Annotated in this window: 24 protein-coding genes, 2 pseudogenes and 1 other annotated feature; of the genes and pseudogenes, 17 read left to right on the top strand and 9 right to left on the bottom strand. The window is 44.6% G+C overall.

Annotated features, from left to right (window positions below; genetic code table 11):
• Window positions 1-104 precede the first annotated feature (104 nt).
• The 3 genes from G7035_RS03230 to G7035_RS03220 all read right to left on the bottom strand — a co-directional run bounded on the left by G7035_RS03230 (window position 105) and on the right by G7035_RS03220 (window position 2,177).
• Window positions 105-1,187 (bottom strand): bifunctional 3-deoxy-7-phosphoheptulonate synthase/chorismate mutase, encoded by a 1,083-nt coding sequence (locus G7035_RS03230; RefSeq protein WP_013369718.1) that lies wholly within the window; start codon window positions 1,185-1,187, stop codon window positions 105-107.
• An 84-nt stretch (window positions 1,188-1,271) separates the two neighbouring features.
• Window positions 1,272-1,545 (bottom strand) — a binding site (T-box leader).
• Between the two features lie 99 nt (window positions 1,546-1,644).
• Window positions 1,645-1,824 carry a hypothetical protein gene (locus tag G7035_RS03225; RefSeq protein WP_016821368.1) on the bottom strand — a complete coding sequence of 60 codons (180 nt, stop codon included), beginning with the start codon at window positions 1,822-1,824 and terminating at the stop codon, window positions 1,645-1,647.
• A gap of 92 nt (window positions 1,825-1,916) precedes the next feature.
• Window positions 1,917-2,177 carry a hypothetical protein gene (locus G7035_RS03220; RefSeq protein WP_019686329.1) on the bottom strand — a complete coding sequence of 87 codons (261 nt, stop codon included), beginning with the start codon at window positions 2,175-2,177 and terminating at the stop codon, window positions 1,917-1,919.
• 183 nt (window positions 2,178-2,360) lie between these two features.
• Here G7035_RS03220 and G7035_RS03215 point away from each other — a divergent pair, with 183 nt between their 5' ends.
• Complete coding sequence (locus G7035_RS03215; RefSeq protein ID WP_016821367.1) at window positions 2,361-2,648, top strand: hypothetical protein; 288 nt, start codon at window positions 2,361-2,363, stop codon at window positions 2,646-2,648.
• A gap of 132 nt (window positions 2,649-2,780) precedes the next feature.
• Entirely contained in the window at window positions 2,781-4,670 is a 1,890-nt protein-coding gene (locus G7035_RS03210) for an ATP-binding protein (RefSeq protein WP_019686330.1), read from the top strand.
• A 99-nt stretch (window positions 4,671-4,769) separates the two neighbouring features.
• On the opposite strand, the gene G7035_RS03205 is transcribed toward G7035_RS03210, so the two are convergent.
• Window positions 4,770-5,006 carry an NHLP leader peptide family RiPP precursor gene (locus G7035_RS03205; RefSeq protein ID WP_016821365.1) on the bottom strand — a complete coding sequence of 79 codons (237 nt, stop codon included), beginning with the start codon at window positions 5,004-5,006 and terminating at the stop codon, window positions 4,770-4,772.
• Between the two features lie 75 nt (window positions 5,007-5,081).
• Window positions 5,082-6,017: a hypothetical protein gene (locus G7035_RS03200; RefSeq protein ID WP_029514872.1), complete on the bottom strand. Its 936-nt coding sequence runs from the start codon at window positions 6,015-6,017 to the stop codon at window positions 5,082-5,084.
• A 191-nt stretch (window positions 6,018-6,208) separates the two neighbouring features.
• On the opposite strand from G7035_RS03200, the gene G7035_RS03195 reads away from it, so the two are divergent.
• On the top strand, window positions 6,209-6,682 hold the full coding sequence (locus tag G7035_RS03195; protein ID WP_019686332.1) for a hypothetical protein: 474 nt from the start codon (window positions 6,209-6,211) through the stop codon (window positions 6,680-6,682).
• A 100-nt stretch (window positions 6,683-6,782) separates the two neighbouring features.
• Here the strand turns inward: G7035_RS03195 and G7035_RS03190 are convergent, their stop codons facing one another.
• On the bottom strand, window positions 6,783-7,289 hold the full coding sequence (locus G7035_RS03190) for a DJ-1/PfpI family protein (protein ID WP_019686333.1): 507 nt from the start codon (window positions 7,287-7,289) through the stop codon (window positions 6,783-6,785).
• A gap of 184 nt (window positions 7,290-7,473) precedes the next feature.
• Window positions 7,474-7,925 (bottom strand): annotated as a pseudogene (locus G7035_RS27885) (AbrB/MazE/SpoVT family DNA-binding domain-containing protein).
• A 201-nt stretch (window positions 7,926-8,126) separates the two neighbouring features.
• On the opposite strand from G7035_RS27885, the gene G7035_RS03180 reads away from it, so the two are divergent.
• Window positions 8,127-9,524, top strand: coding sequence for a helix-turn-helix domain-containing protein (locus G7035_RS03180; protein ID WP_019686334.1), 1,398 nt, complete (start codon window positions 8,127-8,129; stop codon window positions 9,522-9,524).
• 214 nt (window positions 9,525-9,738) lie between these two features.
• On the top strand, window positions 9,739-9,993 hold the full coding sequence (locus G7035_RS03175) for an aspartyl-phosphate phosphatase Spo0E family protein (protein ID WP_019686335.1): 255 nt from the start codon (window positions 9,739-9,741) through the stop codon (window positions 9,991-9,993).
• Between the two features lie 200 nt (window positions 9,994-10,193).
• Here the strand turns inward: G7035_RS03175 and G7035_RS03170 are convergent, their stop codons facing one another.
• The gene (locus G7035_RS03170) at window positions 10,194-11,417 is read right to left on the bottom strand and encodes an acyltransferase (RefSeq protein WP_019686336.1); all 1,224 of its coding nucleotides are present in this window, start codon (window positions 11,415-11,417) and stop codon (window positions 10,194-10,196) included.
• Window positions 11,418-11,623: 206 nt separating this feature from the next.
• Here G7035_RS03170 and G7035_RS03165 point away from each other — a divergent pair, with 206 nt between their 5' ends.
• The 4 genes from G7035_RS03165 (at window position 11,624) to hcp (ending at window position 17,354) form a co-directional block, all read left to right on the top strand.
• Window positions 11,624-12,631 (top strand): substrate-binding domain-containing protein, encoded by a 1,008-nt coding sequence (locus G7035_RS03165; protein WP_019686337.1) that lies wholly within the window; start codon window positions 11,624-11,626, stop codon window positions 12,629-12,631.
• Window positions 12,632-12,665: 34 nt separating this feature from the next.
• The gene (locus G7035_RS03160; RefSeq protein ID WP_115293061.1) at window positions 12,666-14,666 is read left to right on the top strand and encodes a cache domain-containing sensor histidine kinase; all 2,001 of its coding nucleotides are present in this window, start codon (window positions 12,666-12,668) and stop codon (window positions 14,664-14,666) included.
• Window positions 14,617-15,918 (top strand): response regulator, encoded by a 1,302-nt coding sequence (locus G7035_RS03155; RefSeq protein ID WP_019686339.1) that lies wholly within the window; start codon window positions 14,617-14,619, stop codon window positions 15,916-15,918. The genes G7035_RS03160 and G7035_RS03155 overlap by 50 nt, the downstream gene beginning before the upstream one ends.
• A gap of 143 nt (window positions 15,919-16,061) precedes the next feature.
• On the top strand, window positions 16,062-17,354 hold the full coding sequence (gene hcp / locus G7035_RS03150) for a hydroxylamine reductase (RefSeq protein WP_017426382.1): 1,293 nt from the start codon (window positions 16,062-16,064) through the stop codon (window positions 17,352-17,354).
• 43 nt (window positions 17,355-17,397) lie between these two features.
• Here hcp and G7035_RS03145 read toward each other — a convergent pair whose 3' ends face one another.
• On the bottom strand, window positions 17,398-17,745 hold the full coding sequence (locus G7035_RS03145; RefSeq protein ID WP_016821354.1) for a helix-turn-helix domain-containing protein: 348 nt from the start codon (window positions 17,743-17,745) through the stop codon (window positions 17,398-17,400).
• Between the two features lie 234 nt (window positions 17,746-17,979).
• Between G7035_RS03145 and G7035_RS03140 the strand changes: the two genes are divergently transcribed.
• The 8 genes and pseudogenes from G7035_RS03140 (at window position 17,980) to mmsB (ending at window position 26,073) form a co-directional block, all read left to right on the top strand.
• Entirely contained in the window at window positions 17,980-18,483 is a 504-nt protein-coding gene (locus G7035_RS03140) for a hypothetical protein (protein WP_019686340.1), read from the top strand.
• 45 nt (window positions 18,484-18,528) lie between these two features.
• Window positions 18,529-18,854: pseudogene (locus G7035_RS03135) on the top strand (nucleoside triphosphate pyrophosphohydrolase).
• A gap of 328 nt (window positions 18,855-19,182) precedes the next feature.
• A complete protein-coding gene (locus G7035_RS03130; RefSeq protein WP_019686341.1) occupies window positions 19,183-19,674 on the top strand; it encodes a GNAT family N-acetyltransferase in 492 nt (163 codons plus the stop codon).
• Between the two features lie 302 nt (window positions 19,675-19,976).
• Window positions 19,977-21,029, top strand: a complete 1,053-nt coding sequence (locus tag G7035_RS03125) for a serine/threonine-protein kinase (protein WP_154654535.1) — start codon at window positions 19,977-19,979, stop codon at window positions 21,027-21,029.
• Window positions 21,030-21,584: 555 nt separating this feature from the next.
• A complete protein-coding gene (locus G7035_RS03120) occupies window positions 21,585-21,788 on the top strand; it encodes a helix-turn-helix domain-containing protein (RefSeq protein WP_019686344.1) in 204 nt (67 codons plus the stop codon).
• Window positions 21,789-22,257: 469 nt separating this feature from the next.
• Complete coding sequence (chvE, locus tag G7035_RS03115) at window positions 22,258-23,343, top strand: multiple monosaccharide ABC transporter substrate-binding protein (RefSeq protein WP_019686345.1); 1,086 nt, start codon at window positions 22,258-22,260, stop codon at window positions 23,341-23,343.
• A gap of 32 nt (window positions 23,344-23,375) precedes the next feature.
• Entirely contained in the window at window positions 23,376-24,926 is a 1,551-nt protein-coding gene (gene mmsA, locus G7035_RS03110; protein ID WP_019686346.1) for a multiple monosaccharide ABC transporter ATP-binding protein, read from the top strand.
• Entirely contained in the window at window positions 24,910-26,073 is a 1,164-nt protein-coding gene (mmsB, locus tag G7035_RS03105; protein ID WP_016821349.1) for a multiple monosaccharide ABC transporter permease, read from the top strand. Before mmsA ends, mmsB begins: the two co-directional genes overlap by 17 nt.
• Window positions 26,074-26,128 lie beyond the last annotated feature (55 nt).

Genomic DNA, 26,128 nt, shown 5'->3' with positions numbered 1-26,128 from the left:
TACATTTAGGTTTTGCCTGCATGATCAGTCACAATCCTGATTAGATTCTACATCATAATCTGACAAAATGAAAGCGGTTTATGACTCTTAGCACAAAATTAGTTTTACGCTTTGAATAAACCGGATTCTTTAACTTCAGACAGGAAGTTGTGGAATTCAGGGATGTTCAGCTGTTGCTGAGCATCGGACAAAGCGACTGCCGGGTTCGGGTGAACTTCTACCATGATGCCGTCGGCACCAGCAGCCAGGGCAGCCTTGGCACAAGGGGCCAGGATGTCTTTACGTCCTGTAGAGTGAGTTACGTCCACCAATACAGGCAGATGGCTTTCCTTTTTCAAAATCGGAACAGCGGAAATATCCAGCGTGTTACGTGTCCATTTTTCATACGTACGAATACCGCGTTCAATCAACATGACTTGTGTATTACCACGGGATACGATGTACTCAGCAGCATGAAGGAACTCTTCCATGGTGGCAGCCAATCCGCGTTTGAGCAGAACCGGAGTTCTCGTTTCACCCGCAGCTTTCAGCAATTCAAAGTTGTGCATGTTGCGCGCGCCAATTTGAATGATATCGATGTAAGGGATCGCTTCCTCCAAATGTCTTGGATCGACGATCTCACTGATTGTAGCCAGCCCGAACTCGTCGCCAACGCGTTTGAGAATTTGTAGGCCTTCAATACCCAGTCCTTGGAAATCATACGGAGATGTACGTGGTTTGAACGCACCACCACGCAGAATCGGCACACCGGCTTCCTTGAGAGCCGCACCTACCTCGCGCGTTTGTTGGTAGCTTTCCACCGAGCAAGGACCTGCAACCATGATGGAGGCTTTGCCACCTACCAGTGTGTCTTTAACCTTGATAACCGTGCTATCCGGCTGATTTTTGCGGCTGACAATCAAATGTTTTTTGTGTTCTTCTTTTTGATAGTTCAGAGAAGCCTTGAAAATATTTTTGAACAACTGGCGAATTGTAGCATCGTCGAAAGGTCCACGATTAGCTGCAATCAGCTTGTCCAGCATTTGTTGCTCGCGCACTGGATCAAAGTCAGGCACTCCTTGAGCTTCTTTCAATTTTCCAAGCTGTCCCGCCAGTTCAGCGCGTTGGGACAGCAGCTCCAGCAATTGCAAGTTTGTAGCATCGAGCTGTTCCCGCAACAGCTCCAAAGAATTTTCATTGGTTGACATACAGTACACCCTTCCCGAATTTAAATTGTTTTTTCTTTCAGCCCTTAGACTTTTTGCAGAAAATAACACAAAAAGGCACTCGTCGCAAGGGACGAATGCCGTGGTACCACCCTAATTACAGAAGTATACATGCAAGTCGTCAACGTCATTCAATCGACGGCAGTAACCTCTGAGCTTGATGCCCGTAACGGGGGCTTCCGGAAACCTCTACTGCGACCAAAGGAATGAATCCTTCTGTCGTCGGTTCAAGGCTCGACTCGGGAGTGAATTTCAACGCGGGATAGCGGTACGCTCTCAGCAATACGTACCTTTCTGTGGGAATCCGATGACGCTTACTTGTCTCCGTCTATGTCTTTGTTCATGGTATTCAAAAGATTTGACCTTATTTTAAACAAAGTGGATGCAGAAGGCAAGCCCTGATTTCCGATTCTAGTTTTTGCATTCCCTATCTGTTCTTTCATCTTGCTTGATCCCTGGGTTCGGGCTTCGCTGATGCGACTCCTCGTGGGTTATCTTCGGCTAAGGTATCATCCGTATGAGTCTTGTCCGCAGTCCTGCGGTCATCCTCTTCTACAGGATTCAAGGCTTTATAGCGTTTGTACTCCATATCAGCCTGAGACATCGGATCTTTATACATAGGAGATTGGTCAACTCCTTTCGGTGTATATACTTCATTACCCGCATAGCAGGATGAGAAATCGCTTTCTTATATCCTATCATATGCAGTAATTAATCCAGAATATCGTCACTGTCCAGTTGCTCTTCTTCATCCCCGTCTGTACCGTTCAGCAAATCTGTACCATGCAGGAATTCAGCAGGCGCAGAGGGATCAACAGGACTATTCGGTGTTAGTTCATCGGCATCAGGCACGTCCTCCAGAGGAGTATCCGGCCCCTCAATCAGATTCTCCCAGTTTGTTTCTGCATTTTGCAGGGAAGGCTCAAAATCATGATCCTGTAGCCCAGTCTTTTGATTGTCGCGATTTGCCATCTAACTCAGCTCCTTTACTTTTTGTTGCTTATTTCGACCTTACCCAAACCGCAGAATGGCTAAACTTAGAGTTAGTGTGTCTGTAAGAAGTTAAAATCATGCGAATAGAGATATGCTCTTTCCCAATTAGCGTTTTTTTGGTAACTGCTGTGATATGATAAAGAGGAGTTGGAGGGATATGAATTGGAATGGTACATGTTTGGTCCGATGATTAGCCGAATCCGAGTAGGTCAAAAGGCGTCTACTCCAGGTTATTCGCGTACCGTTATTCGGCGTCCGGATGGTTTATATTGGACAGACGGCGGACAGGCCGGAAAAATAGTAGAAATACGCGATTATTTATTCTCCGATATTTGGACGATCTATGAGGATGAAGAATGTGAACCTTGGATAGGGCTTAGAGAGCAGATGGAGCGACGCGAACAGGAAATGATCATTAATCAATATGAAGATTTTACAAATAATGATTAAAAAGAACATGATACCCTTATTATGAAGAAGGTATGAACATCATCGTATAGAATAATATAATTTCAGGAAGATAAAAATGTTAAAACATATACAAATTTGTAAATCCTACTACGTAACTTTGAGGTGCTTAATATGAGGCATGTGCCCAAAGCTGTCGCCGCTCTGCTAGCGGTCATTGTGATACTATTGTCGCTGGACCACATTGGCTATGCGGCCAAAATGACCCCGGAAAGGGAGTATAAGATCCCCTCCTGGGATATGAGATGGGGAGCAGAAGACGAGGATGGCTCTTTAGATGAGGTAAATGATCACAGTAAGGTCTGGATGCATATTGAAGATGATACACAGCTACTCAAGCAGCCAGGCAATAGAGGCACCGCCTGGATTCGTATTAAGCTACCTTCGTTAAATGATGAAACACCAGCGGTGCTTTTTGAAAATATTTATGGCAGGCACATTACGCTGTATAAGGATGGTACCAATTTTTATGAATCGTACCGTGGCTATAATTATGAGAATAATCGTATTCTGATTCCGCTGAAGCCAGAAGACAGTGGTAAAACATTATACATATGGACGGAAAGCAGCAAAAATAGACTGGGCATTATCGGAAATGTGATGACTGGTGATTATCGTGACTTGTTGGGAAACTTGGTCAGAATGGATGTCTTGGAAATTGTACTAGGCAGTACATTTATCTTTATCGCCCTGGTGCTATTGATTTGCTCGTTTTTCCTGTTCCGTCCAAGTATGGCGATGTGGTTGTCCCTAAGTGCGATTGTATTGTCTATCGGTCTGATGATTGTAACGTATTCACCGTTTTTATATACGTTCTATCGCGGCTATGGCAAGCTGTATTTACAACTTTTTGATGTGGCGCTATTTATTCTGCTGCCTTCATTAGCCTTCTTTTTTGAGCAAAATATCAATTCGATTTTACTGATTCGGAAATTCAGAAAATTGTTAACCGCCTACTCTTTGTTCTGCTTCATCATCATGATTGTGAATTTAGGAGCACAGGAGCGACTCAACGATGTATATTATTTCTTTAGTGTAATCGTCCTCGGTATATTGCTCGTAGCTTTGATGGTACTTTTGGTATTTGCTTCGGTTCGCATGGCGCTTAAGGGAGACCACGAAGCGATCATTTTATCGACAGGCTTTGCATTTTTTGCAGTCATCACTATCGCAGAACTCAGCTGGTTCTTTATCCGGGACGGACACTACAATATGTTTTTATGGAAATGGGGCGTGTTCGGTTTTGTCCTGGCATTGATTGCGATCTTGGGCAGAAGGCTGGCGGAAAAGCACAAGCAGGTGGTTCGGTATTCCAGAGAACTGGAGATGTTCAATAATGAGCTTCAACGTTCAGAGAAAATGGAGATTATTAGCGATTTGGCTGCATCTGTAGCTCATGAAGTGCGCAATCCGCTTCAGGTTACACGTGGATTTCTTCAGTTGATGAGCAAGCAGGAGGATGGTAAAAACAAAGACTATCTGCATATCGCTCTGGAGGAGCTGGATCGAGCGTCCGCGATTATTACCGATTTTCTGACTTTTGCCAAGCCGGAGTTTGACCATACCAAAACGTTGACCATATTGGATGAGTTCAAGCATATTGAAGGAATTATCAGTCCAATGGCAAATTTGCAAGGTGGCAAAATTTCGCTGGATATTCCCCAGGAAATTAAAGTGCGTGGGAATTCCTCCAAATTCAAGCAGGCATTTATCAATATTATCAAAAATAGTATTGAAGCGCTGCGAGAACAGGGACATATTCATATATGGGCTTATGTGGACAATGGAGAAGCAGTCATTCATATTCGGGATAATGGTGAAGGGATGGATGCTCAGACCTTATCCAGACTAGGTGAGCCTTATTTTTCGAATAAGACTAAAGGCACGGGTTTGGGGATGATGGTGACATTTCGGATTATTGAAACGATGAATGGTAAAATATCTTTTACAAGTGCAAAAGGGGTGGGAACAGAAGCGACCATCCGCTTCCCCGTAGCCGGATAACATCCGGCTTTTTTGCGTTCGGAGAAAACGGAGGGAAGCTTGCTGAGCCCACCCGCCTGAGATTAAGAAGTATAGATTAAATAAGCTACAAGTGCCAATCTACCACATCGAGCGAGGCTTCTGGGATGTAGCAAGCACACCTGAAGGGTTTGGAGGGATTACTAGATAGAACTGGTCAGACGTTTCCTCTACCGTTTTGATTTGGATATGATCGGGGATCACGACTCCTAACACATCACGAATTGCAGATTTGGGATCTGCCATCAGTTTTTCTCTGAAACTGGCATCCTCCCAAGCTTTTTGAATGACTTGTGTTTGAAGAACTTCAGTAGCCATCAAAAATCACCCTCTCATTCGATTGGTTATATTTACCTAGTCAGTATACCACGTAAGACTCAGAAAAATCTAGCATTACTTCATATTTTTGGAGAGCCAATAATCAAGCCCGCCTCTTCGCAAATGTGAGCGTCCGCCTTCAATTTCTGCTGCCTCTTCGCTGAGTTCTGCTGCAATGGAATGTGCGAACCTATGCAGGCCGTGGATAGTAGGCTCCATCGTCTCTAGCTCCTGAACGGCTTGATTCGCAATGTTCACATAGCTAGCGAGTGCGCCTCGCACATAAATCGCTTCCTGAATTTCTTGTGGTCCTAGTCCTTCACAATACGGCTTCTTCCGTTCGGCGCTAATATGGGACAATAGGCAGTTATAGCTATGCTCCATCAAATCCTCTGCCCAATCTGCCCAATCATCCGACATTTGGAGCACGAGCAGGGTCAAATCCGTCATCGCTGTAACGATCTCGATCAGGTCAGCATGGTCTGCGAGCAGTAGAGCACCCGTTCCGGCCATTTTTAATGGACTGGCTTTCAGTGCGACCTTATTTCTGTCACCTTGAAAATAGTCTGCTGCTCCTTCGGATACCACACTAACGGCCCATTCGTCCACATACGTCCGGGCATATGTCCAAAAAGGGGAGGTTGCCGGAAAAAGATCCTGATAAATGTTTTGGCACTCGGTATAGAAAAGCTGGCTTAAGGCAAGTTGCGTTTTACGGTTGTCTGCTGCTGTGTCCATCACGTCGTCTTGGATTAAATAATGAGCCATGACGAACACGTTGCCGAGTGACAGCTTGCGACATGTTTCGGGAGGCAGTCCGGTGAGTTCCTGCAGCCAAAATGGAAGCAAATAGCATATGTAATTACGAGTACTGTCTTCACGCAACGGATTAAACCGTGCCAGGTAGTCTAACCCCTCTTGCTGAAAGGGAGCCTGAAATGTGGCCGTCCGTTCCTCAGCTTGACGAAATACCTTTTCCAATTCTTCTTTGTATGCAAAATACCACTCCATGGCCATCACCCGCATCTCTTATAAATGTTTTTGTAGCGACTTCTAGTTGTTACCCGCCATTGTACAACAGATTGCAATTTTCAAGAATTTGTTATTTTTAAATAAGGAATGTTGTGAAAAACATATAAAATGAATAAAAAAAGCTGAAAGAGAAAATATAGATGAAAAAGGATGAAAGGAGGGGCCACAACATGAAAAAACAATGGAAATTGACCGCTGCTATCCTATATGGAGGAGTGATGATGTATGGTACTGCGAGTGCAGGAGCATCTGGTATTGAATCGGGTAATCCGTTGCAAGCTCTCACTCCCAACGATTCTGTCCAAGGAGAAGCCCACCAGTGGAATATTGATCCACAGGATGACCACGGGCATGGACATGTGCATAGACATAGACACGGCAAAAGGCCGGGCGGCTTGAATCACCATCTCAACGAGAAAGTAGCTAGGCTGCTGGGTATCACCCCTGTCCAGTTAGAGAAAGAGCTGGGGCAAGGGAAATCGTTGGCCGACGTTGCTAAAAGCAAAGGCATTCGGGAGGATCAACTCATCGATAAATTGAAGAATGAAATGACCGTGGATTTGAAGCGGCTTGTAAACCGTAAAGGTCCGATTACATTCGACCGTAAATCTGGAACTTCAAATGAAGCTCAATTGAAGCCTTAGTCTTCTGAAGAAGAATTGTTTTACGACAAAAAAGGATGGGGAGAACCCATCCTATCCTTATATTTCAACTTCCTTCATAAAGTGACTGTTGTGAGGAGAATCAGCTATCTTTAAAAAGCTTAAAAAAATCAATGGTTTCATTAAAATCTTCATCATCCGTATAAATGTTCATGATCTTGCCTATTTCGATTGCAAAATCTACATACTTATTGGGTTTAGCAGATATGATATTCTTGTGGATCTCCAGACCCGATGGATGACTCACATGATTTTTAGGAGAAACACCTGCTAGCTCCAATAGTTCAGTCGCAGAACAAATGGTCGCGATCACTTTATGATCATTATTCAGGGTATGAATGAGAGCTAGAAGTTGTTTGTTTGTCTTTAATTGAGTGTTATCTCCACCAGGTATAATGAGGAGTTGAATGTCCTCCGCAGCCACTTCATCAAGGGCTACCGCAGGCGTAACTTTAAAATCCTCATAGGAAATAACAGGTTCTTTGGTTACTCCAATCGTAACAATATCCCCTTTGGTTTTCATAAAATAGGTTGCCAGCATAATTTCAAAACTAACATAACCATCATAAATTAGAACATGTGACTTCATTTATACACCCACTAACAAATTTTTAGTTTAAGTCCGTTAAAAGCGTCTTTAGGAAGATTACATATAGTCAGAATATATCATCTTGAAGAGTTTAAATCCATATTTTACAGCAATATCAATAAGTTTTGGTAATCTAACTTGTTGAATTTTGGTCAGTATGGATTCAAATTAAAAAAATAACCAGTCACCTTGAAATTAACAGCGACTGGTTATTGAGTTTTGCTCGGATGCGAGTGAAGTGAAACCTACAATAGCTTTTAAGCTGGGAAATACGGCTATGTGACACGCCAATCCATTCAGCATATTCGCCTTGCTTGGCTGTGGGATGCTCACGAATGAGGCTTCTTAGATGTTCAACCAAAGTTGTGATGACGATCAAATGACGCTGTTTCCTTTCAAATCGTGTATGCATTTTTTACATAAAAATGAATCTCTGAAATAGCTTAAATCCTGAACCGAATAGCATAAATGGCAGCAAACACCGATATATTTCCGCATACTTAACAATCCTGTTTCAACATCCAAGTAAAATTCCAAAGACTCGCCAGCTTGAATTCCCATAGAGTTTCGCAATTCCTTAGGAATAACAATCCGGCCTAACGTGTCCAAGGGACGTGTCATACCTGTATTTTTCAAGTGACCTTCTCCTTATCATAATAATCTATCAACCAATAATCTCCTAATAAAAAAATAAAAATCTATAAAGTAAAAGTATTTATCGATGTTCCAAAAGATGGTATTATCATGAATGAAAAACAATAAGTATACTATTAGTTTCAAAACTATATGAATTATTGAAATGGGAATCTATGAAGATGCTGAAAGGGTGGTTTATCCATGGAAATCACACCTACGATACAGGCAGAAGTTCAAACCTATCTAAAACGCAAAAGCTTAACCATGACCGAGTTTGGTCACACGATCGATTTGAATGTAGGTACAGTTAGTGGTATTGTGACGGGCAATCGATCTATGTCGGTTCACCAACTGGATAGTATTACTGCGGGAATGAATTTACCACCGGATTATTTTTACGAACGCTATATTGAAGAATGCATTGAAGAATGTCCGCTCAACTGGAAAAAAATCAGCCCGTTCCTGTACCGATGCATTGAGCTAGGGCGATTGGACTGCTTGCAGCGAGTTGTAATTCTATTATTGGATAACCCTAATTATCTGCCATCGCTCTTTGAAGTCGCCGAAAATGTATACCAAGACGGTTACAACGAAGCAGCCGCTTACCTATACAAAAAGGTAGCTGAAAGCGAAAAGCAGCAACATTCAGAGCGATTGGCAATCTGCCAGTATCGCTTGTTCCAAATCAAAGTCGGACAGGATCGGGCAGTAAACCTTCAGGCTGCTATTGAATTCGCCCCTTTTGTGGATCGCTTAGATGAGATAGAGCAACTGGATGCTTTAAAAGATTTGGCGAATGTCTATAGATCATTAAGCATGTGGGATAAGGTGTATGAATTCGCACATCAAATGGGTCAGTTAGGACAACTCCAATATCATCTGGTTCACAATTCCAAGCGAAAAGGAACAGAGCCACGAAAAAAGCTAAGCAGACCATTGTTTGTATACATAGTTTATGCCGAATTGTTGTGTGCTAACGCTTGTGATGCCAAAGGCAACCATGACCAAGCATTAGAGCATATTCGTGGTTATGCTGATTTAAATTGGGTAAAAGAGCAGGACTCTGATACGCTTTATTGGAAACGCAAGTATCAACAGTGGGCGAAAATTAATACTTATGTTAACAGGCTTATGTCTGGTGATATTAGTGTTCTGCCAGATTACGTAGAACATATAGCTGCCGAAAAAGAGATTTTAGCCGAGCTATTGAATGTCCTTGAAGTGGCTAATCGCTATAATGTAGATGTAGATCATATTCTCCGACGGTTTGAATCGCAAATTGCAGCGTATCAGGAGTCACCTTCTTCTGACATGTACACACAACAAGTGTTAACAGAAGAATACGTAAGGTTTTGGTACAAGATAGCCAAGTACAGCCTAAATAAAGGCAGATATACATATGGTTTCAAATGTTTATTAATCGCCTTTGAAAAAGCTGTTACAATTAACCATGTATTACTCATTGCCAATTGTTTTGGATTATTTCTTCATTTCAAAACAAATGCGGCACCTAAAACACAAGCTCAGTTCCATTCTATTTATGAGGAGGTGTGGGAGAAAAATGATCAAAAAGATGGCTTTTTGCTTGGCGGTAACTAGTTTCTTACTGGTATTCACAGTACCAGCTCAAACTGCAAATTTAAGCCATGGCACGATCCAAGTTCAAGGACACATTGGTGGATCTTGATGAGTACTAATTCATTTTATTGGCCAGCTTATTGCTGGTCTCTTTTTGTAATTTTTTGCTTCAAAATTGATCTTGGCCTATTTGTACATCCCTTCTTAAAATGAAATTCATGAGGAGGTATGTAGGATGAACAAGGATGAAAAGGTAACGTTAATTCAACAAATGGAACATGCCAGACAACACATGCATAATCTTTACGCAGAGTATGGTCTAGGACATGCCTGTGTACTGGAGCAGTCTATACTTTTGGATGAACTGATTAATCAGTTCAACCGTATGTTTCAGACCAGGAAGCAGCCTCACCAAGTTTTGGACCAGATCCTTAACAACGACGATGGTATGCTGAGTTCATCCCCCCATTCCTATTATGCAAAACTGTGATTTCTCCCACGTAATGCTTATAATTATTCAATATAATGACTTATTTTAAAATAAAATACATATCCATGTCATAAAATGTTAATCAGTTTGGAACATGATTCATCACACTTAGACAGCAAAAAAGCAGAGCTCAATACGTGAGCCCTGCAAAAGCCTTTGACGGTATTTGAATCCCTATGCTGAAACGCTGGGGCAGAAGATTAGCCAAGCTCCTGCGTGCTTTTGGAAGCACGTTTGGAGGAAAGGAACTGAAAATGAAGCCGCCAGTTCAATCGCTGTCTGCCTTTGGAGCCAACAATCCAGTTGCCGCCAGGCAGATGGGCAAAGAGCCAGCTGATACCGAGAGAAGCACTTGCCACGACGACAAACGTAATGAGCGTAGCTGTAAAATGATGATCCCCTAGGGCAAGCGGACGGGTGTAAAAGGATATGAAGGACAGCACGAGCGCATGGGCCAGATATCCTCCGAAGGAATAGCGTCCGATCCAGTTTAGCATACGACGAAACGGCTCGGTACGCGGGTCTTTTTGCAAATGAAGTAGCAGCCCATACAACAAAAGCAACTGCGAGACAATCAGTACGAAGGTGCTTGGCTTCAGATAGGTAGAAATATTGAGATTGATCGTATCGCCCGACTGGATCAGCATCGTATGACCCATGAGCATGAACAGACCAATAAAAACAAATACATTCCATGGCAACGTCTGCTGGGCCAATCCCCGCCAGGTGTCCGTCATATAGGCGCACACTGCGCCCAGCATAAAATAGAAAAAATACATAACAAAGTTATAAGTGCGGTAATCTAACAGGGTCTGCCCAAAGGATGGCAACCAAGCGCTCCATGCAGACATGTCATAGTAGGACCATTGTAACAGCAACGCATAAGCCGCAGCAGCAATCAGCATGACAGCCAAAACAAGCTGCTTGCGCTTTTTGGTGCTATAACGACGTAGAAACGTTCGAATCTGCTCGGTTGCTTTTGCAAATAAAGGAAACCAAATATAAAACTGAAAGATCATGACCACAAACCATAGATGATATCCGCTGACAGGGATGATCATTTCCTCGAACATACCTTTGTAAAAGGATAAATTTCCCCACTGCGCGGTTGACCAGTTCTGAGTACATACCCAATAAACAACCGTCCAGCAGAGAAAAGGAACATAAATATCTCGAAACCGTCTGCCAATATAACGGGAATAGCCAATCGGTTTGTTACCATTATAAAATAACAGCGCCGCAGACAGGAAAACGAACGTCGGTGTGCCAAAACGTGTCAAATGGTACAGCATCGCGAGCATAACGGAATCCGGCTGTTGGATGTCGCTGCGATAAATATATTCGCCAATGCAATGCTGAAGCACGACAGCGAGGTAGGCAAGACCCCGTAGTTCTGTCCACTCTGCGATACGCGGCTTGCTCATCCATATCACTCCTTTTCCTCAAGATTCGCACATGTTTTTCCTAGCACAATTGTAGGTATTGTACCGTAGGAACATTAGTGCAGGATTAACGCTACCTGAAAGTATGGAGAGTGAAGTGGTTCCAATTTAATATGATTGCGTTTACAATCTAAATAAAAACAAAGCAAATTAAATTTAAGGATGCGCATAGGAAGAGGAGAGGAAGGATGAAGAAAACGCTGCTGGTGTACATGCTGTTGATTGCGGCCTTTGCTCTCTATGTGTTCAGATATGAACAATCCGAGCGGTTGAATGGAGCTTGGGAGGAAAAAGGGCTGCGAGGCAGCATCGGAGAAACGTATATGATGATTACGTTCCAGTCCGGTTTGGAATATTGGAAAAGCGGGCTCAAAGGCTTCGAGGATGCTGGGGATGCCTTGGGGGTAACGGTGGAGTACCGGGGGGCGACCCGGTATGATGCACAGGAGGAGATGACCATCATTGAGCAGGCGATTGCCCGTAAACCCGCAGGCATTGCCATATCAGCGATTGATCCACACTCCCTGATCCCGGTCATTAATAAGGCGCTGGATGCGGACATTCCTGTCGTGCTGTTTGACGCTGGAGCGCCGGGGAGCCGGGCGTATACATTTTTGGGCACGGATAATTATAAGGCGGGTGTGACCGCTGCGGAAAAAATGGCTGAGCTGTTGGGACGTGAAGGCCAAGTCGCTGTTCTGACACTGCCGGGGCAGCAAAATCATGAGGAACGCTCGCGCGGCTTTCGCGATACCATTCAGCGGCAGTATCCTGCCATGAAGGTGGTGGAAGTGGTAGATGGTCGTGCTGACGTGATGGTGTCCAGGGATGAATCGCTAAGGTTGATGAAGGCTTATCCGAAACTGGCGGGTATTTTTGTGACCGAAGCCACCGGAGGAACAGGTGTGGGTGAGGCGGCACTGAGCCAAAAAGGCAGTCATCCGCTAAAAATTATTTCTTTTGATACGAATAAAGCGACACTGGATATGATTCGTGATGGGACCATCTCGGCAACGATTGCCCAAGGGACATGGAATATGGGCTATTGGTCACTTCAATATCTGTTCCATCTGCATCATCATTTGACGATTCCTGCACCTTCTTCGTCTGGAGATAACACCCCGCTGCCCGTGCGGGTGGATACTGGGATTTCCGTCGTCACCCGAGCGAATGTAGATGATTATTATGCAAAATAAATATTGGAAGAGCATCCACTTAGGGATGCATCAAATGATGCCGAGGTTACGCTTGCGCAATATGCCTTTACGCTATCAGCTCATGGTGCTGTTCTTGCTGTTTGGCATCGTGCCTTCACTGGGACTAGGCCTGCTTGTGAATTGGACGGTGGAGCGGATTATTGAGCGGCAGGTGGAAAACCATACGATGCAGTTAATTGGCAAGGTGAACGAAGCACTCGATACCAAAATGGAAAATTTACAGAACATGACGTATCTGATTGCCTTTAACCCTGAAATTGGGGAGTTTTGGAAAGGACGGACGCTGGCTGATGGTCACGCGGGTCATACGAGTAGTGTGATGCCAGAAAGTCAGGCGGAGCAAGCACAGAAGCCTCTCCTTAACCAGGCTCCCGGCTCCAAGCAGGTTGTAAGTTCCGTACAGGAGCAGGATACCTTGTATGAAATGAAGCAATTTTTGCAGGGTTTTACCACGTTATATCCTGAAATTGCCGGGATTCTGATCGTGAACGAAAAAGGAGATTATATCAGCAATGAAATGTATGCTCGAAGCACACGCAGCCTGACGGAAGAAGACTGGTACACACAGGCGGCGCAGCATGCAGGGATATTCACTGTGCTGGGACAGCCAAGTCACCGTAATGTGACCACTCATGTCCGGTACAAGGACAGTGAAATTGTCTCTGTCGTCCGTTCGGTCACGGATTCGGAGACAGGACATGTACTGGGTGTAATTATGATTGATCTCAAGCTGCGGGCTGTGTCGCAAGCTGCCAGAGATGTAACCTTGGGCAAAAGCGGGTATGTCATGGTGACAGATGCCAAGGGACGCAGTGTATATATGCCAGATATGCCTTTGATTGAGCGCATTCCGTCGCAATGGTTCGGGCCAGAGGATAGCGGGATGTTTACCCGTGAAGCCGGAGGCAGGGAATTGCTGTTCATGTTCCAGGCTTCCGAGTTCACGGGCTGGAGAACCGTGGGAGTATTCCCGGCACGCGAATCTACACTGGAAGTGCGGCAAATTCAGTTCTACGTTGTCTGTTTTGTTTTCATTGTATGTCTGTTTGGCTTAACGGCATCCTTGCGATTGTCCAGTTCTATCGCGCAGCCAATTTTCCGGCTTATGTCTTATATGCGTACGGCAGAGACGGGGGATCTTACGGTTCGCCAATGGAGTGAGCGCGGGGATGAAATCGGAATGCTGGGCCGGAGCTTTAACCGGATGCTGGAGCAAATCCGCTGTCTCATGTCGCTTAGCGAACTGAGGGAACGACAAAAACGGGATGCCGAACTACGCAGTCTTCAAGAGCATATTAAACCGCATTTTCTATACAATACGCTAGATACCATTCATTGGATGGCCCGAAAAAATGGAGCAGACGAGGTATCCGATATGGTGGGGGCGTTATCGAGATTGTTCCGCCTTGGACTGAGCAAAGGGGATGACTTTATTCCACTGAGCTCTGAGATTGAGCATATCTCAAGCTATATGCAAATCCAGCAAACCCGTTATCGTGACCGAATTCGCTGGGAATTAAATGTACCCGACGGGCTAAAGGATCTGTTTGTGTTGAAGCTTATGCTTCAGCCTGTGGTGGAAAATGCGATTTACCACGGCATTAAGGCCAGACGTGGTCCAGGCACGATTTGCGTAGAAGCTAAAGCCGAGGACGGCAAGCTGCTGCTGACGGTACGTGACGACGGTGCAGGGATGACGGCGGAGCGTCTGTGTGAGCTGCGTGAATGGCTGGAAATACCGCTGGAGGCGATGGAAGGAAGACGGAAACAAAAGGAAGTTCGTACAAATGGCAGAAGCTACGGCATGCTGAATGTACAAGCGCGTATCCGATTGTCTTTTAGCGAGGAATATGGAATTACATTGGACAGTAAAGAAGGGACAGGTACCTGCGTTACAATCACTCATCCGTTGCTGCTGGATATGGCGCAACTGAAGAAGCCTTATGACAAAGGAGAGGGTCAGGATGACGAAATCCAAGGGAACAGACAACGCGACAACGGCGAGTCTGATTGACCAAGCCATACCAGAAGTAAGCATAGCCACGGCTAAACGTTATCAAGTATTGATCGCAGATGATGAGCCGATCATTCGTGAGGGGATTCGGGACTGCCTAGACTGGACGGCTCTGGGCATGGAGGTTGTAGCAGAGGCCGAGGACGGTGAAGAAGCGCTGGAACTGGTTGGTCAGCTTAGCATCGACATCGTGCTGGTCGATATGAATATGCCATTCATGGATGGAATTGAACTGATTCGGCGGCTGCGGGAAGGACGCTCGGAGTGCCGTTGCCTGATCATTTCCGGGCATGATGAATTTGCTTATGCACAGGAAGCTGTCCGGCTTGGCGTAGAAGATTATATTCTGAAGCCGGTAAATGCGGATCAGCTTCACGCTGCATTGTCACGGCTTCGTCAGCGACTGGACGAGGAGCACAAACGCGCCGCCTATGTAGAACAAGCTGCCGGGCAGATTGAACGGAATATTCCGCTGCTGCGTCAGCGGTTTTGTCTGGAATGGCTGGAAGGACAGCACACGGGAAAAGACGTCATGGAGCAGTTGGCGTTTTTACGTCTTCCATCCCGGCCACCTGTTCAAATCGGCGCGGTACGGTGGCCTGCAGCAGAAGCACGGCAGACGATTATGCGTGAGAATGACCGCCAGTTGTTTCTTTTCGCCGCTGAAAATATTATTGGCGAACTGCTGGAGGACCGATCGCATGTGTTGTTTCGCGATGCGAACGGGCTGATCGGCATATGCCTGTGGCAGGAGGCACCCGAGACGATCGGCGCTTCTATAGAGCAGGCCATTGGAGGCTACCTGAATATAGCGGTTCACACCCATGTGGAGTCCAACGAGGGTGGGCTGGAAGGCGCAATCAATGCGTACCGGGTGAGCCGGGATCGGGTGTACGGTGAAGCGCAGCTATCTCCCATCGTACGCCGGGCACGGCAGCTTATTCAGGAAGGTTATGCCGATCGCGAGCTGACGCTGGAAGCTCTTGCCTCGCGGCTACAGGTATCGGCTGTATATCTTAGCCGTGTGCTCAAAAAGGAGCTCAACGACAGCTTCGTGACCCTCGTCACGCGTGCCCGTATCCGCAAAGCAGTGCAGCTACTGGACTCTACGACGTTGTCTGTGCTTGATATAGCAGAACGTACGGGATACGATAGTCAGCACTATTTTAGCACTGCTTTTAAAAAAACCATGGGCGTGTCGCCTGTGCAGTACCGTAAGGGCGGGGGAATTCAGGAAAATTCGTCGGAATAGGAATGTTGGATTGCGGAATTGCCTTGCGCCCTCTCATGATAATCTGTGCTAAAAAGTGTGTGTGTAATCACACCCGCACGTTCAGGGGTTTGTTACGCTGTAGATAACGAACAAATATCTATCAATATTTGGAGGAAAACGATATGTTTTGTTATCAGTGTGAACAGACGCCGAGTGGCGGGTGTAAAGTCATTGGGGTGTGCGGAAAAAATGAGACAGTAGCGAGCTTGCAGGATACAATGATTTTTGCATTAAAAGGGATTGCTGCCTATGCCACACATGCACGTCAGTTGGGATATACCGATCCTGAGGTGGATCGGATCACGCATGAAGCGTTATATATGACCTTAACCAATTCTAACTTTAATGTACAAGAGCATTTGGAAATGGCGATGAAGGTCGGAAATGCAGCTGTACGGATCATGGATGTGCTGGATCGTGCGCATACGGATCGTTTTGGCATTCCACAGCCGATTACCGTCAGCCAAAATAAAATCGAAGGTCAATGCATCGTCGTGACCGGACATAATCTGTACGCGCTGGAAGAATTACTGCGTCAGACCGAAGGAAAGGGCATCAATATCTACACTCACTCGGAGATGCTGCCTGCCCACGGTTATCCGGCGTTGAAGAAATATGCACATCTCAAGGGCAATATCGGCAAGGCCTGGTACGATCAACGCAGATTGTTCGAGGAATTCCCAGGGGCGATTCTTGCTACGACGAACTGTGTTATGCCGATTAAAGGCACATATGCAGACCGCTTCTTCTCTTATGAAGTAGCAGGGCTGGAGGGTGTTGCCAAAATTGTGAACGACGATTTCTCTCCACTGATTGAACGCGCGTTGGCTCTGCCAGCCGCAGATGTAGACTCTGAACAAGTGCTTACGACAGGATACCATCATGAGACGGTCATCGGGCTGGCACCTGAGATCATTCAGGCAGTCAAAGACGGACATATCCGCCGTTTCTTCGTCATCGCGGGCTGTGACGCACCAGGCAAAGGCGGCAACTATTACCGCGAGCTGGCTACATCCTTGCCGAACGACACGGTTATTCTGACCACGTCTTGTGGTAAATTCCGCTTTAATGACGTGGACTACGGCACCGTTGGAGATACTGGCATTCCACGTTATATTGATTTGGGGCAATGCAACAATTCCGGTTCTACTGTGAAAATCGCTCTGGCTTTAGCGGATGCTTTTGGTTGTACGGTGAATGAGCTGCCTGTCAGCATTGTGCTGTCCTGGTTTGAGCAAAAAGCAGTTGCCATCCTGCTAGGCTTGTTCAGCCTTGGCATCCAGGATATTCGCATTGGGCCAAAGCCGCCTGAGTTTATTTCTTCGGGTGTACTGGATGTACTGGTGGAGATGTTTGGCTTGAAGCTAATTACGACCGCAGAGGAAGATATGAAAGCGATGCTGGCGTTGTCGTAAGAGGTAGGTGGGGAACTGCAGAGTGCAGTTCCTTTTTTTTGTTTCATCGTTCATCCATTCTAATAAATATATCCGTAAGAATCTTTAAGGCCAGCTCAGTATCTTTGGTTTCACGAGTTCTTAGGAGAGACAAAATGGCTTTTATACTCGAATCTTCTTCGGTAAGCTCATCATTTTCCTTCACATATGTAAGCAATTGATAGACGCCCACGTTCAATGCCTTCGCTATTTTCTCCAGATTTTTCAAAGATATATTTCTCTCCGCACGCTCGATGAAACCAATATAACTCGAATTGAAACCTGCTTTTTCGGCTAAAGCTTCTTGGGAAAGCCCTTTAGACTTTCGAATATCTCGAATACGTGTACCGACTAATTCTAATAGTTCTGACATGAATACACCTCTCTATAGTTAGAAGTGTAGAGAAAGAGTTACATCTAATTAATATGCGTTAGTAAGTAAATTGAATTAAAAACTACTATATAGTAATATTCATTATGAAGCTTGTCCGATAGCTAGAAAATTATACATTTTAGTGGTCTAATGATATGCTACGTTGCTCACATTTGTTTCAGGATTTTGCAAAACCCTTATTTATGAAATTCTAAATCAGGAGTTGATTCCCCCATGAAACACTACTCCTTAAGCAACCAACTACATAGTGAAGCTGATTTCAAATTGCCTAAGTATAGTGACACCAACATATTGAATTGCATGATGGATTTTCAAAAGCTTGCCCAATACCAAATGCAGCTTGCCCAGATGATGCGTGATCATAATCAATGGCTAAATTGCCTCATTCTTTGTGATCGCGCTATGTTTTCTATGGCGAAGGCCATTTATGTACATCGAAATCAAATCATGCCTTTATCCATTAGTCTATCCATGAACGATCTGCTTAGACTAATTCGCTCGGATGCGGAGCCGTGTTTAGATATGGTGCTGTTTATGGGTACCATGCATTATCTGGTTTCCGGAGAGGAAGAAGCATCCAGGGAGACGATGAAGCTGGAGGAAGTAGACATGTTGCTTTATAAAACAGACTCTATTCTAGAGTCTCTGTCACAACGGATCGTAGCTGATCCGTCTAAGCGGTATCCGTCTATATTTAAAGAAAACCCGTTCAATTAAATTGTTGAATTTTTAAACTTCATATCAGAAAGGGTGTTGTTTGAAATGCCTACATACAACAAGCAGTGCGGGATCAGATCCCGCATATCATTATGTCTCAGGGTAAGGAATGTCGGACACGCATATTAGACTCAGAGGACTATAAGCAGGAACTGCGAACGAAGCTTCGTGAAGAGACTGAGGAGTATTTTGCAGCGGACAAAGATCAGGACGCGCTGGAAGAACTAGCGGATATGCTCGAAGTCATCCGAGCGCTGGCAGAAGTACATGGAGCGAATGTACCTGAGCTGGACAAGCTCCGGGCGGACAAAGCCGAGGCACGAGGCGGATTCCAGGAGCGGGTGTTCTTAATTGATGTCGACGAAGCTTAACGTCAAGTGGTACACATGGAATAAACCTATTCTCTTATATATTATGTAGAGTTAACGTTTGATGATTCTTACGTACATGTCATTGATGGGATGCCCGTGTGAATCATTTATTCAAAAAAGTTTCTGTTGTGAAGACAGGGATTTTTTTGTTTTTAACTATAGTTAGCAGTCGTAATATTCTTCCATTTGATGATAGAATATAAACATGATTCAAAAGGACTATTTCAAATACGATGATTCGTTTGATTTATTATTTTCCTTGTTTTCACGAAGTTCGTAAATAAGACGTTAGGCGAAACCGCGAAGAGCGAAACTAAAAGGAGTCAATATGGAACTAAAACTTGTTCCGGTTAAGCCGGAGAATAAAGACACATTAACTAATCTGTATCAATTTTATGAATATGATTTTAGTAAATACACAAATCGAGATGTAAATAGGAATGGAAAGTATGAAATTAACTTAAATTTTTATTGGGAGGGAGACGGTAGGTGGAACCCTTTTTTTATGGAAGTGGAAGGTTCAATCGTAGGTTTTTTGGTAGTTCTATTTGAGAATATGGATATTGATCCCGATCCAACACATGTAATATACGATTTTATGGTTTTACAGAAGTATAGAAGATCAGGTATAGGTCGTAAAGCAGCAATAATGGCATTTAACATGTATAAGGCGAATTGGTTAGTTTCTCAGATGGAAGAAAATATTACGGCAATATCCTTTTGGAGAAGCGTAATAAATGAATTTAAAGAAGGCAATTACACAGAAAGATATAGAGAAGAACGAAAAAAATATATTCAAGAGTTCACTACAAAGATCTAATGACACTAATTGAGGGTTATTTCAGAGCGGCATCGCCTAACACCAAATTCACGCTTCGGGCATACGCCCTCGGTCCGGCAGGGGGATTTCAAGGAAGCTAAAGCAGCCGGACAACCCTACACTGGCTGAGTCTGACGACCCGTTCGCTATCGTTCACTTAAGCCAGTGAGGGTTCGTGAATTCAAGAACGTTATGTGAAACTTCAAAAACCAAATCTCTATACAAAAAATGATGAATAATGTAAATTGATAGTAGGATTGGACATTCATTTGTAGGGGGGCAATACTTTGTTTTTTCCGAAGATGGAATTAAATAATCGTTATGTACTGAATGAGTTAATTGCTCGTGGTGGGATGGGCGAAGTTTGGCTTGGTAGAGATAAACTTCTTGATAGAAATATAGCGATAAAAACTACAATACAGGGATCTGAGAAACAAGCAATATCAATTTTCTTTGATGAAGCAAAGACAGGCGCTTCTTTAATTGGTCACCCCAATATTGTATCGGTACTTGACTATGGCATACTTGAAAAGTCAGATATTTCATTTGAGTATCATTATATTGTTATGGAATATATTGATGGGATGAACTTAAACGAGTTTGTCTCGAAATACAAGACAATTCTTGATGAAGAAACATACTATTACTTAGCCTTGTATATTTCGTGGGAGATTTGTAAAGCACTAGATTACGCACATAAACAAAATATTTTGCATAGAGATATAAAACCCTTGAATATTTTTCTTTCAAAATTCGGAGTTACACGAGTTGGCGATTTTGGATTAGCAAGATATATTGATGCTGCTACTAGAACACATACCGTAGTTAATTTCAAATCACCAGCATATGCAGCTCCTGAACAATGGAAGGGTGAAAAACATTCTATTGAAACTGATTTATACCAACTGGGATGTACCATTTATCACTTGCTGACAGGTAGTTGTGTTTTCAACAAGTCAAATATTGCATTGATGCACGCACACCTAAATGAAAGTCCTGTCCAACCCAATGAAATAAATAAGAGACTTCCAAAAGAAATTTCTGATGCTATTTTCGGATTAATAAAGAAAGAAAAATCAGATCGCAAAGAACTCTGGGAAGTCAATGATGCTATAGCAAAAGAGCTTCAAAAACGATTGACATTGTCAGTTACAGTTCAGAATGATATTGAAATCAAAAAAATTGCCGATATCACGGATTTCGGTATAGAAGGACTTAAGGAAGGGAACTTCAGTTTTGAGTTTCCCGATTTTTCAGAAGCTATAAGTGAAGGGTTACAATTGTTACTAGCTGGTATTACTAACTTTAAATTATACTTGGAAAAACAAAAGGTCGAAAAGGAAAAGACAGCGTGACATGTTATCCTTTGACAGCTATGTTGTCAGAGGGTTAATACTTGGGTCTATTAAAAAAGGGCGGCATCATATAACATTATATTCATGCTTCGGAGCCTGGCGGCTCCTTCGGTCCGCAGTAAGCCATCTGCAAGGATGCATTTCCAGCGGACACATCCGCATCGACTAACCGCATCGCGGCCGCCTCTGGCGGGGCTTAAACCGGTGGGACGCCATGAATACAGAAACGTTATACGACAGAATCAAAAGAAAAAAGAGCCAAAAGGCTCTCAATTTAAAGATAAATCTAATTCGTTATGTAGATGAAGAGCATCTTTAAAACCTTGCAAATAGATTTCACGCTCTAAAATAGCTTGAATAGAAAAGTCTGCGTCATCAAAAAGGAATAGAGTCTTTTGAGTCTTTTGTATATCCTCTGATAGTAGTTCATGTAACTGCTTGAAGTAAAGATTCCGTTCGGATGAGAATTGGTTGTAGCTGGAGTTGTTTTTGCTAAAGGAAATATACTTTCATATAATTAAAGAAAATTCACTTCATATGTGAAAGGAATACCAGATGATTAGTTACAAACCTTTTCAAAAATTATTGATCGACAGGGAAATAAAGAAGCAGGACTTACTTAAAATGACGGGGATTTCGTCTGCTACAATGGCGAAGCTCAATACGAATGAATATGTGTCATTAGAAGTAATTGATAAATTATGTACGGCTTTGGGTTGTCAACCAGGAGATTTATTGGAACATATAGCAGAGCAATGACAGACCAAGATCAAGAAAGAATTTTGGTTGATCGAAGAAGTGATTCCGTCGTATAACATAAATATTCAAGCTGTGGCTCCGTTGGAGCATGGGTCTGTGTGAACTCTTTAGATAGCCGATTTAATAATTCAACAAATTGAGACTTTGCCAATCGTAAGAAGGCTAAGTCTTTTTGTATTTTCAAAATATATGAGTAGATCTCCCGACAATCTCCATTCTCCTCCAATCCAATCCCGTCTCCCTACACTCACCACAAAGGTTAAAATTTTATAAAAAAAGTTCAAAACCTGCAAAGACCTTCCCCGGCCTGGAATGATACCATGTGTTTGCACATAAAAAAAGAGAGGTGCTCATCGCCTCACTTATGTAAGCGCTATCTAACTTCTAGTCTAATCAGCAATGACCTGAGGATTTTGCAAAATCCTTACCTTCAAATGACCTGCATCACATGAGGAAAGGGGAACTTCATATGAAAAAGGGAGCTGTTGTTGTTTGGCTTCTGGTTTTGGCCCTGATGCTTTCGGCCTGCAATCTGGCGGAGAGTGGAACGGGCAGCAAGGAAAAAGGCTATGTAGGCATTTCCATGCCGACCAAATCGTCTGAGCGTTGGGTAGGAGACGGGGAGAATATGGTTCGGTTGTTTCAGGAGCAAGGCTATAAAACGGATTTACAGTACGCCGAGGACGTGGTGGAAAACCAAATCTCACAAATCGAAAATATGATCACCAAGGGCGTCAATGTCATGGTGATCGCTTCGGTCGACGGGAACACGCTGACGGATGTGATTCAGAAGGCACACGACCGAGGGATTCAGGTCATTTCTTACGACCGTCTGATTCGCAACACACCGTATCTGACGTATTATGCGACTTTCGATAACTTCAAGGTGGGCGTGCTACAGGCGGCATATATTGAGAAAAAGCTGGGTCTCAAGGAAGGCAAGGGCCCTTTCAATATTGAGCTGTTCGGCGGATCACCGGATGATAATAATGCATACTTCTTCTTTAATGGTGCGATGTCCGTACTTAAACCATACATTGATTCCGGCAAGCTGGTTGTGCGCAGCAAGCAGATGACGATGGCACAGATCGCTACGCTGCGATGGGATGGAGCTTTGGCACAGTCACGGATGGATAATCTGCTGAGTGCCTACTATTCAGGGGCCAATCTGGACGCGGTGCTCTCCCCGTATGACGGCATTAGCATCGGTATCATTTCATCCCTGAAAGGGGTCGGATACGGAACAGCGAGCAAGCCGTTGCCGATCATTACGGGACAGGATGCAGAGCTGGCTTCGATCAAGTCCATTGTGGCTGGTGAGCAGACACAAACCATATTTAAGGACACCCGCAAGCTGGCTGAGCAAACAGTTGTGATGGCCAATAGCATTTTACAAGGCAAGCAAGCGGAAGTGAATGACGTTAAATCCTATAACAACGGTAAAAAGATAGTGCCTGCGTACTTGCTTGATCCAATCTCGGTGGATCGGACGAATGTAGAGAAGGATATTGTCGGCAGTCACTATTACACCAAAGAGCAAATTGGACTCAAATAAGAGTAGGAATCCAACCGAAAGGAGTGTAACCCATGACTGGAATCATTTTGGAAATGAAGGGAATTACCAAAACCTTTCCCGGCGTAAAGGCATTGGAAAATGTGAATCTCAAGGTCAAGGAAGGCGAGATTCATTCGCTGTGCGGCGAGAACGGTGCGGGCAAGTCGACGCTAATGAAGGTACTGAGCGGTGTATATCCGCATGGAACCTACGAAGGGGATATTATTTTCCAGGGCAAAACGTGTGAGTTCAAGGATATCAAGCAGAGCGAGGAATTGGGCATCGTCATTATCCATCAGGAACTGGCATTGATCCCGTATCTCTCGATTGCAGAAAATATTTATCTGGGCAACGAACGCGCCAGCGGTGGCGTGATTGATTGGAAAGAGACTTTTGTCGGGACACGCGAGCTACTGTCCAAGGTCGGGTTGAGTGAAAACCCCAATACCTTGGTTACGAACATCGGGGTCGGCAAGCAACAACTGGTCGAAATTGCGAAAGCGCTCTCTAAAAAGGTAAAGCTGCTTATTCTGGATGAACCAACAGCGGCCTTGAATGAGGATGATAGTGAAAATCTGCTTAATTTGATGCTGGAATTTAAAAAACAGGGCATTTCCTGCATTCTGATCTCCCACAAGCTGAATGAGGTCGCAAAGGTATCGGATTCGATTACGATTTTGCGGGATGGGAAGACGATTGAGACGCTGGATATGAAAAAGGATGAGGTCACGGAGGATCGGATCATTAGCGGGATGGTTGGACGCGATCTGACCAGCCGTTATCCAGAACGTCATGCCGAGATTGGCAAAGTCGTGTTGGAAGTGAAGGACTGGACGGTGTATCACGAGCATCATGCAGACCGCAAGGTGCTGGATCAGGTGAATCTGAACATTCGCCGCGGTGAAATTGTCGGCATTGCCGGGCTGATGGGGGCGGGACGGACCGAGCTGGCGATGAGCATCTTTGGCAAGTCATACGGACGCAACATCTCGGGTCAACTGATTAAGGACGGCAAGCCGATCCAGAACAACACGGTTACGGACGCCATTAACAATGGCTTTGCCTATGTGACGGAGGATCGCAAGGAGTACGGCCTCATTTTAATGGATGATATCAAGCGCAATATTTCGCTGACCGGTCTGAACAAGCTGGCGAAAGGCGCTGTAGTTAATGAGCAGGAGGAAGTCGTCGTTGCAGAGGAAATGAAAAAAAGCATGAACATCAAAGCGCCGAGTATTTTGCAGAAAACGGGCAATCTGAGTGGCGGCAATCAGCAGAAGGTAGTACTGAGCAAATGGATTTTTGCCGGACCGGATATTCTGATTCTGGATGAGCCGACGCGCGGCATAGATGTGGGTGCCAAATACGAAATTTATACGATTATTCATCGTCTTGCCGCTGAAGGCAAGGGGGTACTGGTTATTTCGTCCGAGCTGCCAGAGGTACTGGGCTTGTGTGACCGGATTTATGTTATGAATGCCGGGCGGATCACCGGAGAGGTTAGCCGTGAGGACGCTTCGCAGGAAACGTTGATGAGATATATGACCAAGTCAGGAGGCGTGAAGCATGGAAACCATAACTAAACTTTTTAAAAATAACATCCGCCAATATGGCATGATGATTGCACTGGTCGTTATTATGATCTTGTTTGAGGTGCTGACAGGCGGCTTGCTATTGAAGCCGATTAATATTACCAATCTGATTCTGCAAAATAGCTACATTCTCGTACTGGCGATCGGGATGGTGCTGGTTATCATCACTGGGCACATTGACTTGTCCGTCGGCTCCATAGCCGCTTTTGTCGGTGCGGTTGCCGCCATTATGATGGTCGATTGGCAGCTTCCAGCGTGGGTCGCTGTGATTGCAGCTTTGCTGGTCGGAGCGTTAATTGGGGCATGGCAAGGGTTCTGGGTCGCTTATGTACGGATTCCGGCATTTATCGTTACCTTGGCGGGAATGCTGCTCTTCCGCGGATTAACAATGATCGTGCTGGAAGGCCAATCGATCTCTCCTTTTCCGGGGGGATTCCAGAAAATCAGTTCAGGCTTCCTGCCGGATTTTTCATCTACCGGTTATAACCTGGTATCCATCATTGTCGGCATTGCACTTACGGTATGGTTTATCGTGAACGAAATTCGCGAACGCCGCTCTCAGCTTAAATATGGATTTGAGGTTCCGTCACAGGTGTTATTTGTACTCAAATTGATCGTGGTGGCTGCTGTGATTAATCTGTTCACCTTCATGCTCGCGAGCTATGCGGGGATTCCGAACATTCTCGTCCTGCTGTTCATCCTGATCGTGGTATACTCCTTCGTCATGAACCGCACGGTTATGGGGCGCCATGTGTATGCGCTGGGTGGAAATGAAAAGGCAGCGGGCCTGTCTGGTGTCAAAACGAAAAAAGTAACATTCTGGGTATTTGTCAACATGGGCGTACTGGCTGCTATTTCTGGTCTCATCTTTGCTGCACGTCTGAATGCGGCTACGCCGAGAGCAGGTACGAACTTTGAGCTGGATGCCATCGCAGCCTGCTTTATCGGTGGAGCTTCGGCGTCGGGCGGGATCGGAACGGTTTTTGGAGCCATTATCGGTGGCTTGGTTATGGGCGTATTGAATAACGGTATGTCTCTGATCGGTCTCGGTATTGACTGGCAGCAAGGGATCAAGGGCTTGGTACTGCTGCTGGCGGTTGCCTTCGATATTTACAACAAAAACAAAAGATCAGTTTAAGCTTATATTCAACATTGTAAAATAAGCAAACCTCCAGTCCCACTTAACTTGTGGA

The organism is Paenibacillus polymyxa (assembly GCF_015710975.1).
GTDB lineage: Bacteria > Bacillota > Bacilli > Paenibacillales > Paenibacillaceae > Paenibacillus > Paenibacillus polymyxa.
The sequence above is the reverse complement of the archived record's forward strand: the minus strand, read 5'-3'. Positions and strand labels throughout refer to the sequence as shown.

Coding starts and splice junctions, on each gene's coding strand:
- G7035_RS03230 (WP_013369718.1), bottom strand. CDS start 1,187: ATGTCAACCAATGAAAATTCTTTGGAGCTGTTGCGGGAACAGCTCGAT.
- G7035_RS03225 (WP_016821368.1), bottom strand. CDS start 1,824: ATGTATAAAGATCCGATGTCTCAGGCTGATATGGAGTACAAACGCTAT.
- G7035_RS03220 (WP_019686329.1), bottom strand. CDS start 2,177: ATGGCAAATCGCGACAATCAAAAGACTGGGCTACAGGATCATGATTTT.
- G7035_RS03210 (WP_019686330.1), top strand. CDS start 2,781: ATGAGGCATGTGCCCAAAGCTGTCGCCGCTCTGCTAGCGGTCATTGTG.
- G7035_RS03205 (WP_016821365.1), bottom strand. CDS start 5,006: ATGGCTACTGAAGTTCTTCAAACACAAGTCATTCAAAAAGCTTGGGAG.
- G7035_RS03200 (WP_029514872.1), bottom strand. CDS start 6,017: ATGGAGTGGTATTTTGCATACAAAGAAGAATTGGAAAAGGTATTTCGT.
- G7035_RS03195 (WP_019686332.1), top strand. CDS start 6,209: ATGAAAAAACAATGGAAATTGACCGCTGCTATCCTATATGGAGGAGTG.
- G7035_RS03190 (WP_019686333.1), bottom strand. CDS start 7,289: ATGAAGTCACATGTTCTAATTTATGATGGTTATGTTAGTTTTGAAATT.
- G7035_RS03180 (WP_019686334.1), top strand. CDS start 8,127: ATGGAAATCACACCTACGATACAGGCAGAAGTTCAAACCTATCTAAAA.
- G7035_RS03175 (WP_019686335.1), top strand. CDS start 9,739: ATGAACAAGGATGAAAAGGTAACGTTAATTCAACAAATGGAACATGCC.
- G7035_RS03170 (WP_019686336.1), bottom strand. CDS start 11,417: ATGAGCAAGCCGCGTATCGCAGAGTGGACAGAACTACGGGGTCTTGCC.
- G7035_RS03165 (WP_019686337.1), top strand. CDS start 11,624: ATGAAGAAAACGCTGCTGGTGTACATGCTGTTGATTGCGGCCTTTGCT.
- G7035_RS03160 (WP_115293061.1), top strand. CDS start 12,666: ATGATGCCGAGGTTACGCTTGCGCAATATGCCTTTACGCTATCAGCTC.
- G7035_RS03155 (WP_019686339.1), top strand. CDS start 14,617: ATGACGAAATCCAAGGGAACAGACAACGCGACAACGGCGAGTCTGATT.
- hcp (WP_017426382.1), top strand. CDS start 16,062: ATGTTTTGTTATCAGTGTGAACAGACGCCGAGTGGCGGGTGTAAAGTC.
- G7035_RS03145 (WP_016821354.1), bottom strand. CDS start 17,745: ATGTCAGAACTATTAGAATTAGTCGGTACACGTATTCGAGATATTCGA.
- G7035_RS03140 (WP_019686340.1), top strand. CDS start 17,980: ATGAAACACTACTCCTTAAGCAACCAACTACATAGTGAAGCTGATTTC.
- G7035_RS03130 (WP_019686341.1), top strand. CDS start 19,183: ATGGAACTAAAACTTGTTCCGGTTAAGCCGGAGAATAAAGACACATTA.
- G7035_RS03125 (WP_154654535.1), top strand. CDS start 19,977: ATGGAATTAAATAATCGTTATGTACTGAATGAGTTAATTGCTCGTGGT.
- G7035_RS03120 (WP_019686344.1), top strand. CDS start 21,585: ATGATTAGTTACAAACCTTTTCAAAAATTATTGATCGACAGGGAAATA.
- chvE (WP_019686345.1), top strand. CDS start 22,258: ATGAAAAAGGGAGCTGTTGTTGTTTGGCTTCTGGTTTTGGCCCTGATG.
- mmsA (WP_019686346.1), top strand. CDS start 23,376: ATGACTGGAATCATTTTGGAAATGAAGGGAATTACCAAAACCTTTCCC.
- mmsB (WP_016821349.1), top strand. CDS start 24,910: ATGGAAACCATAACTAAACTTTTTAAAAATAACATCCGCCAATATGGC.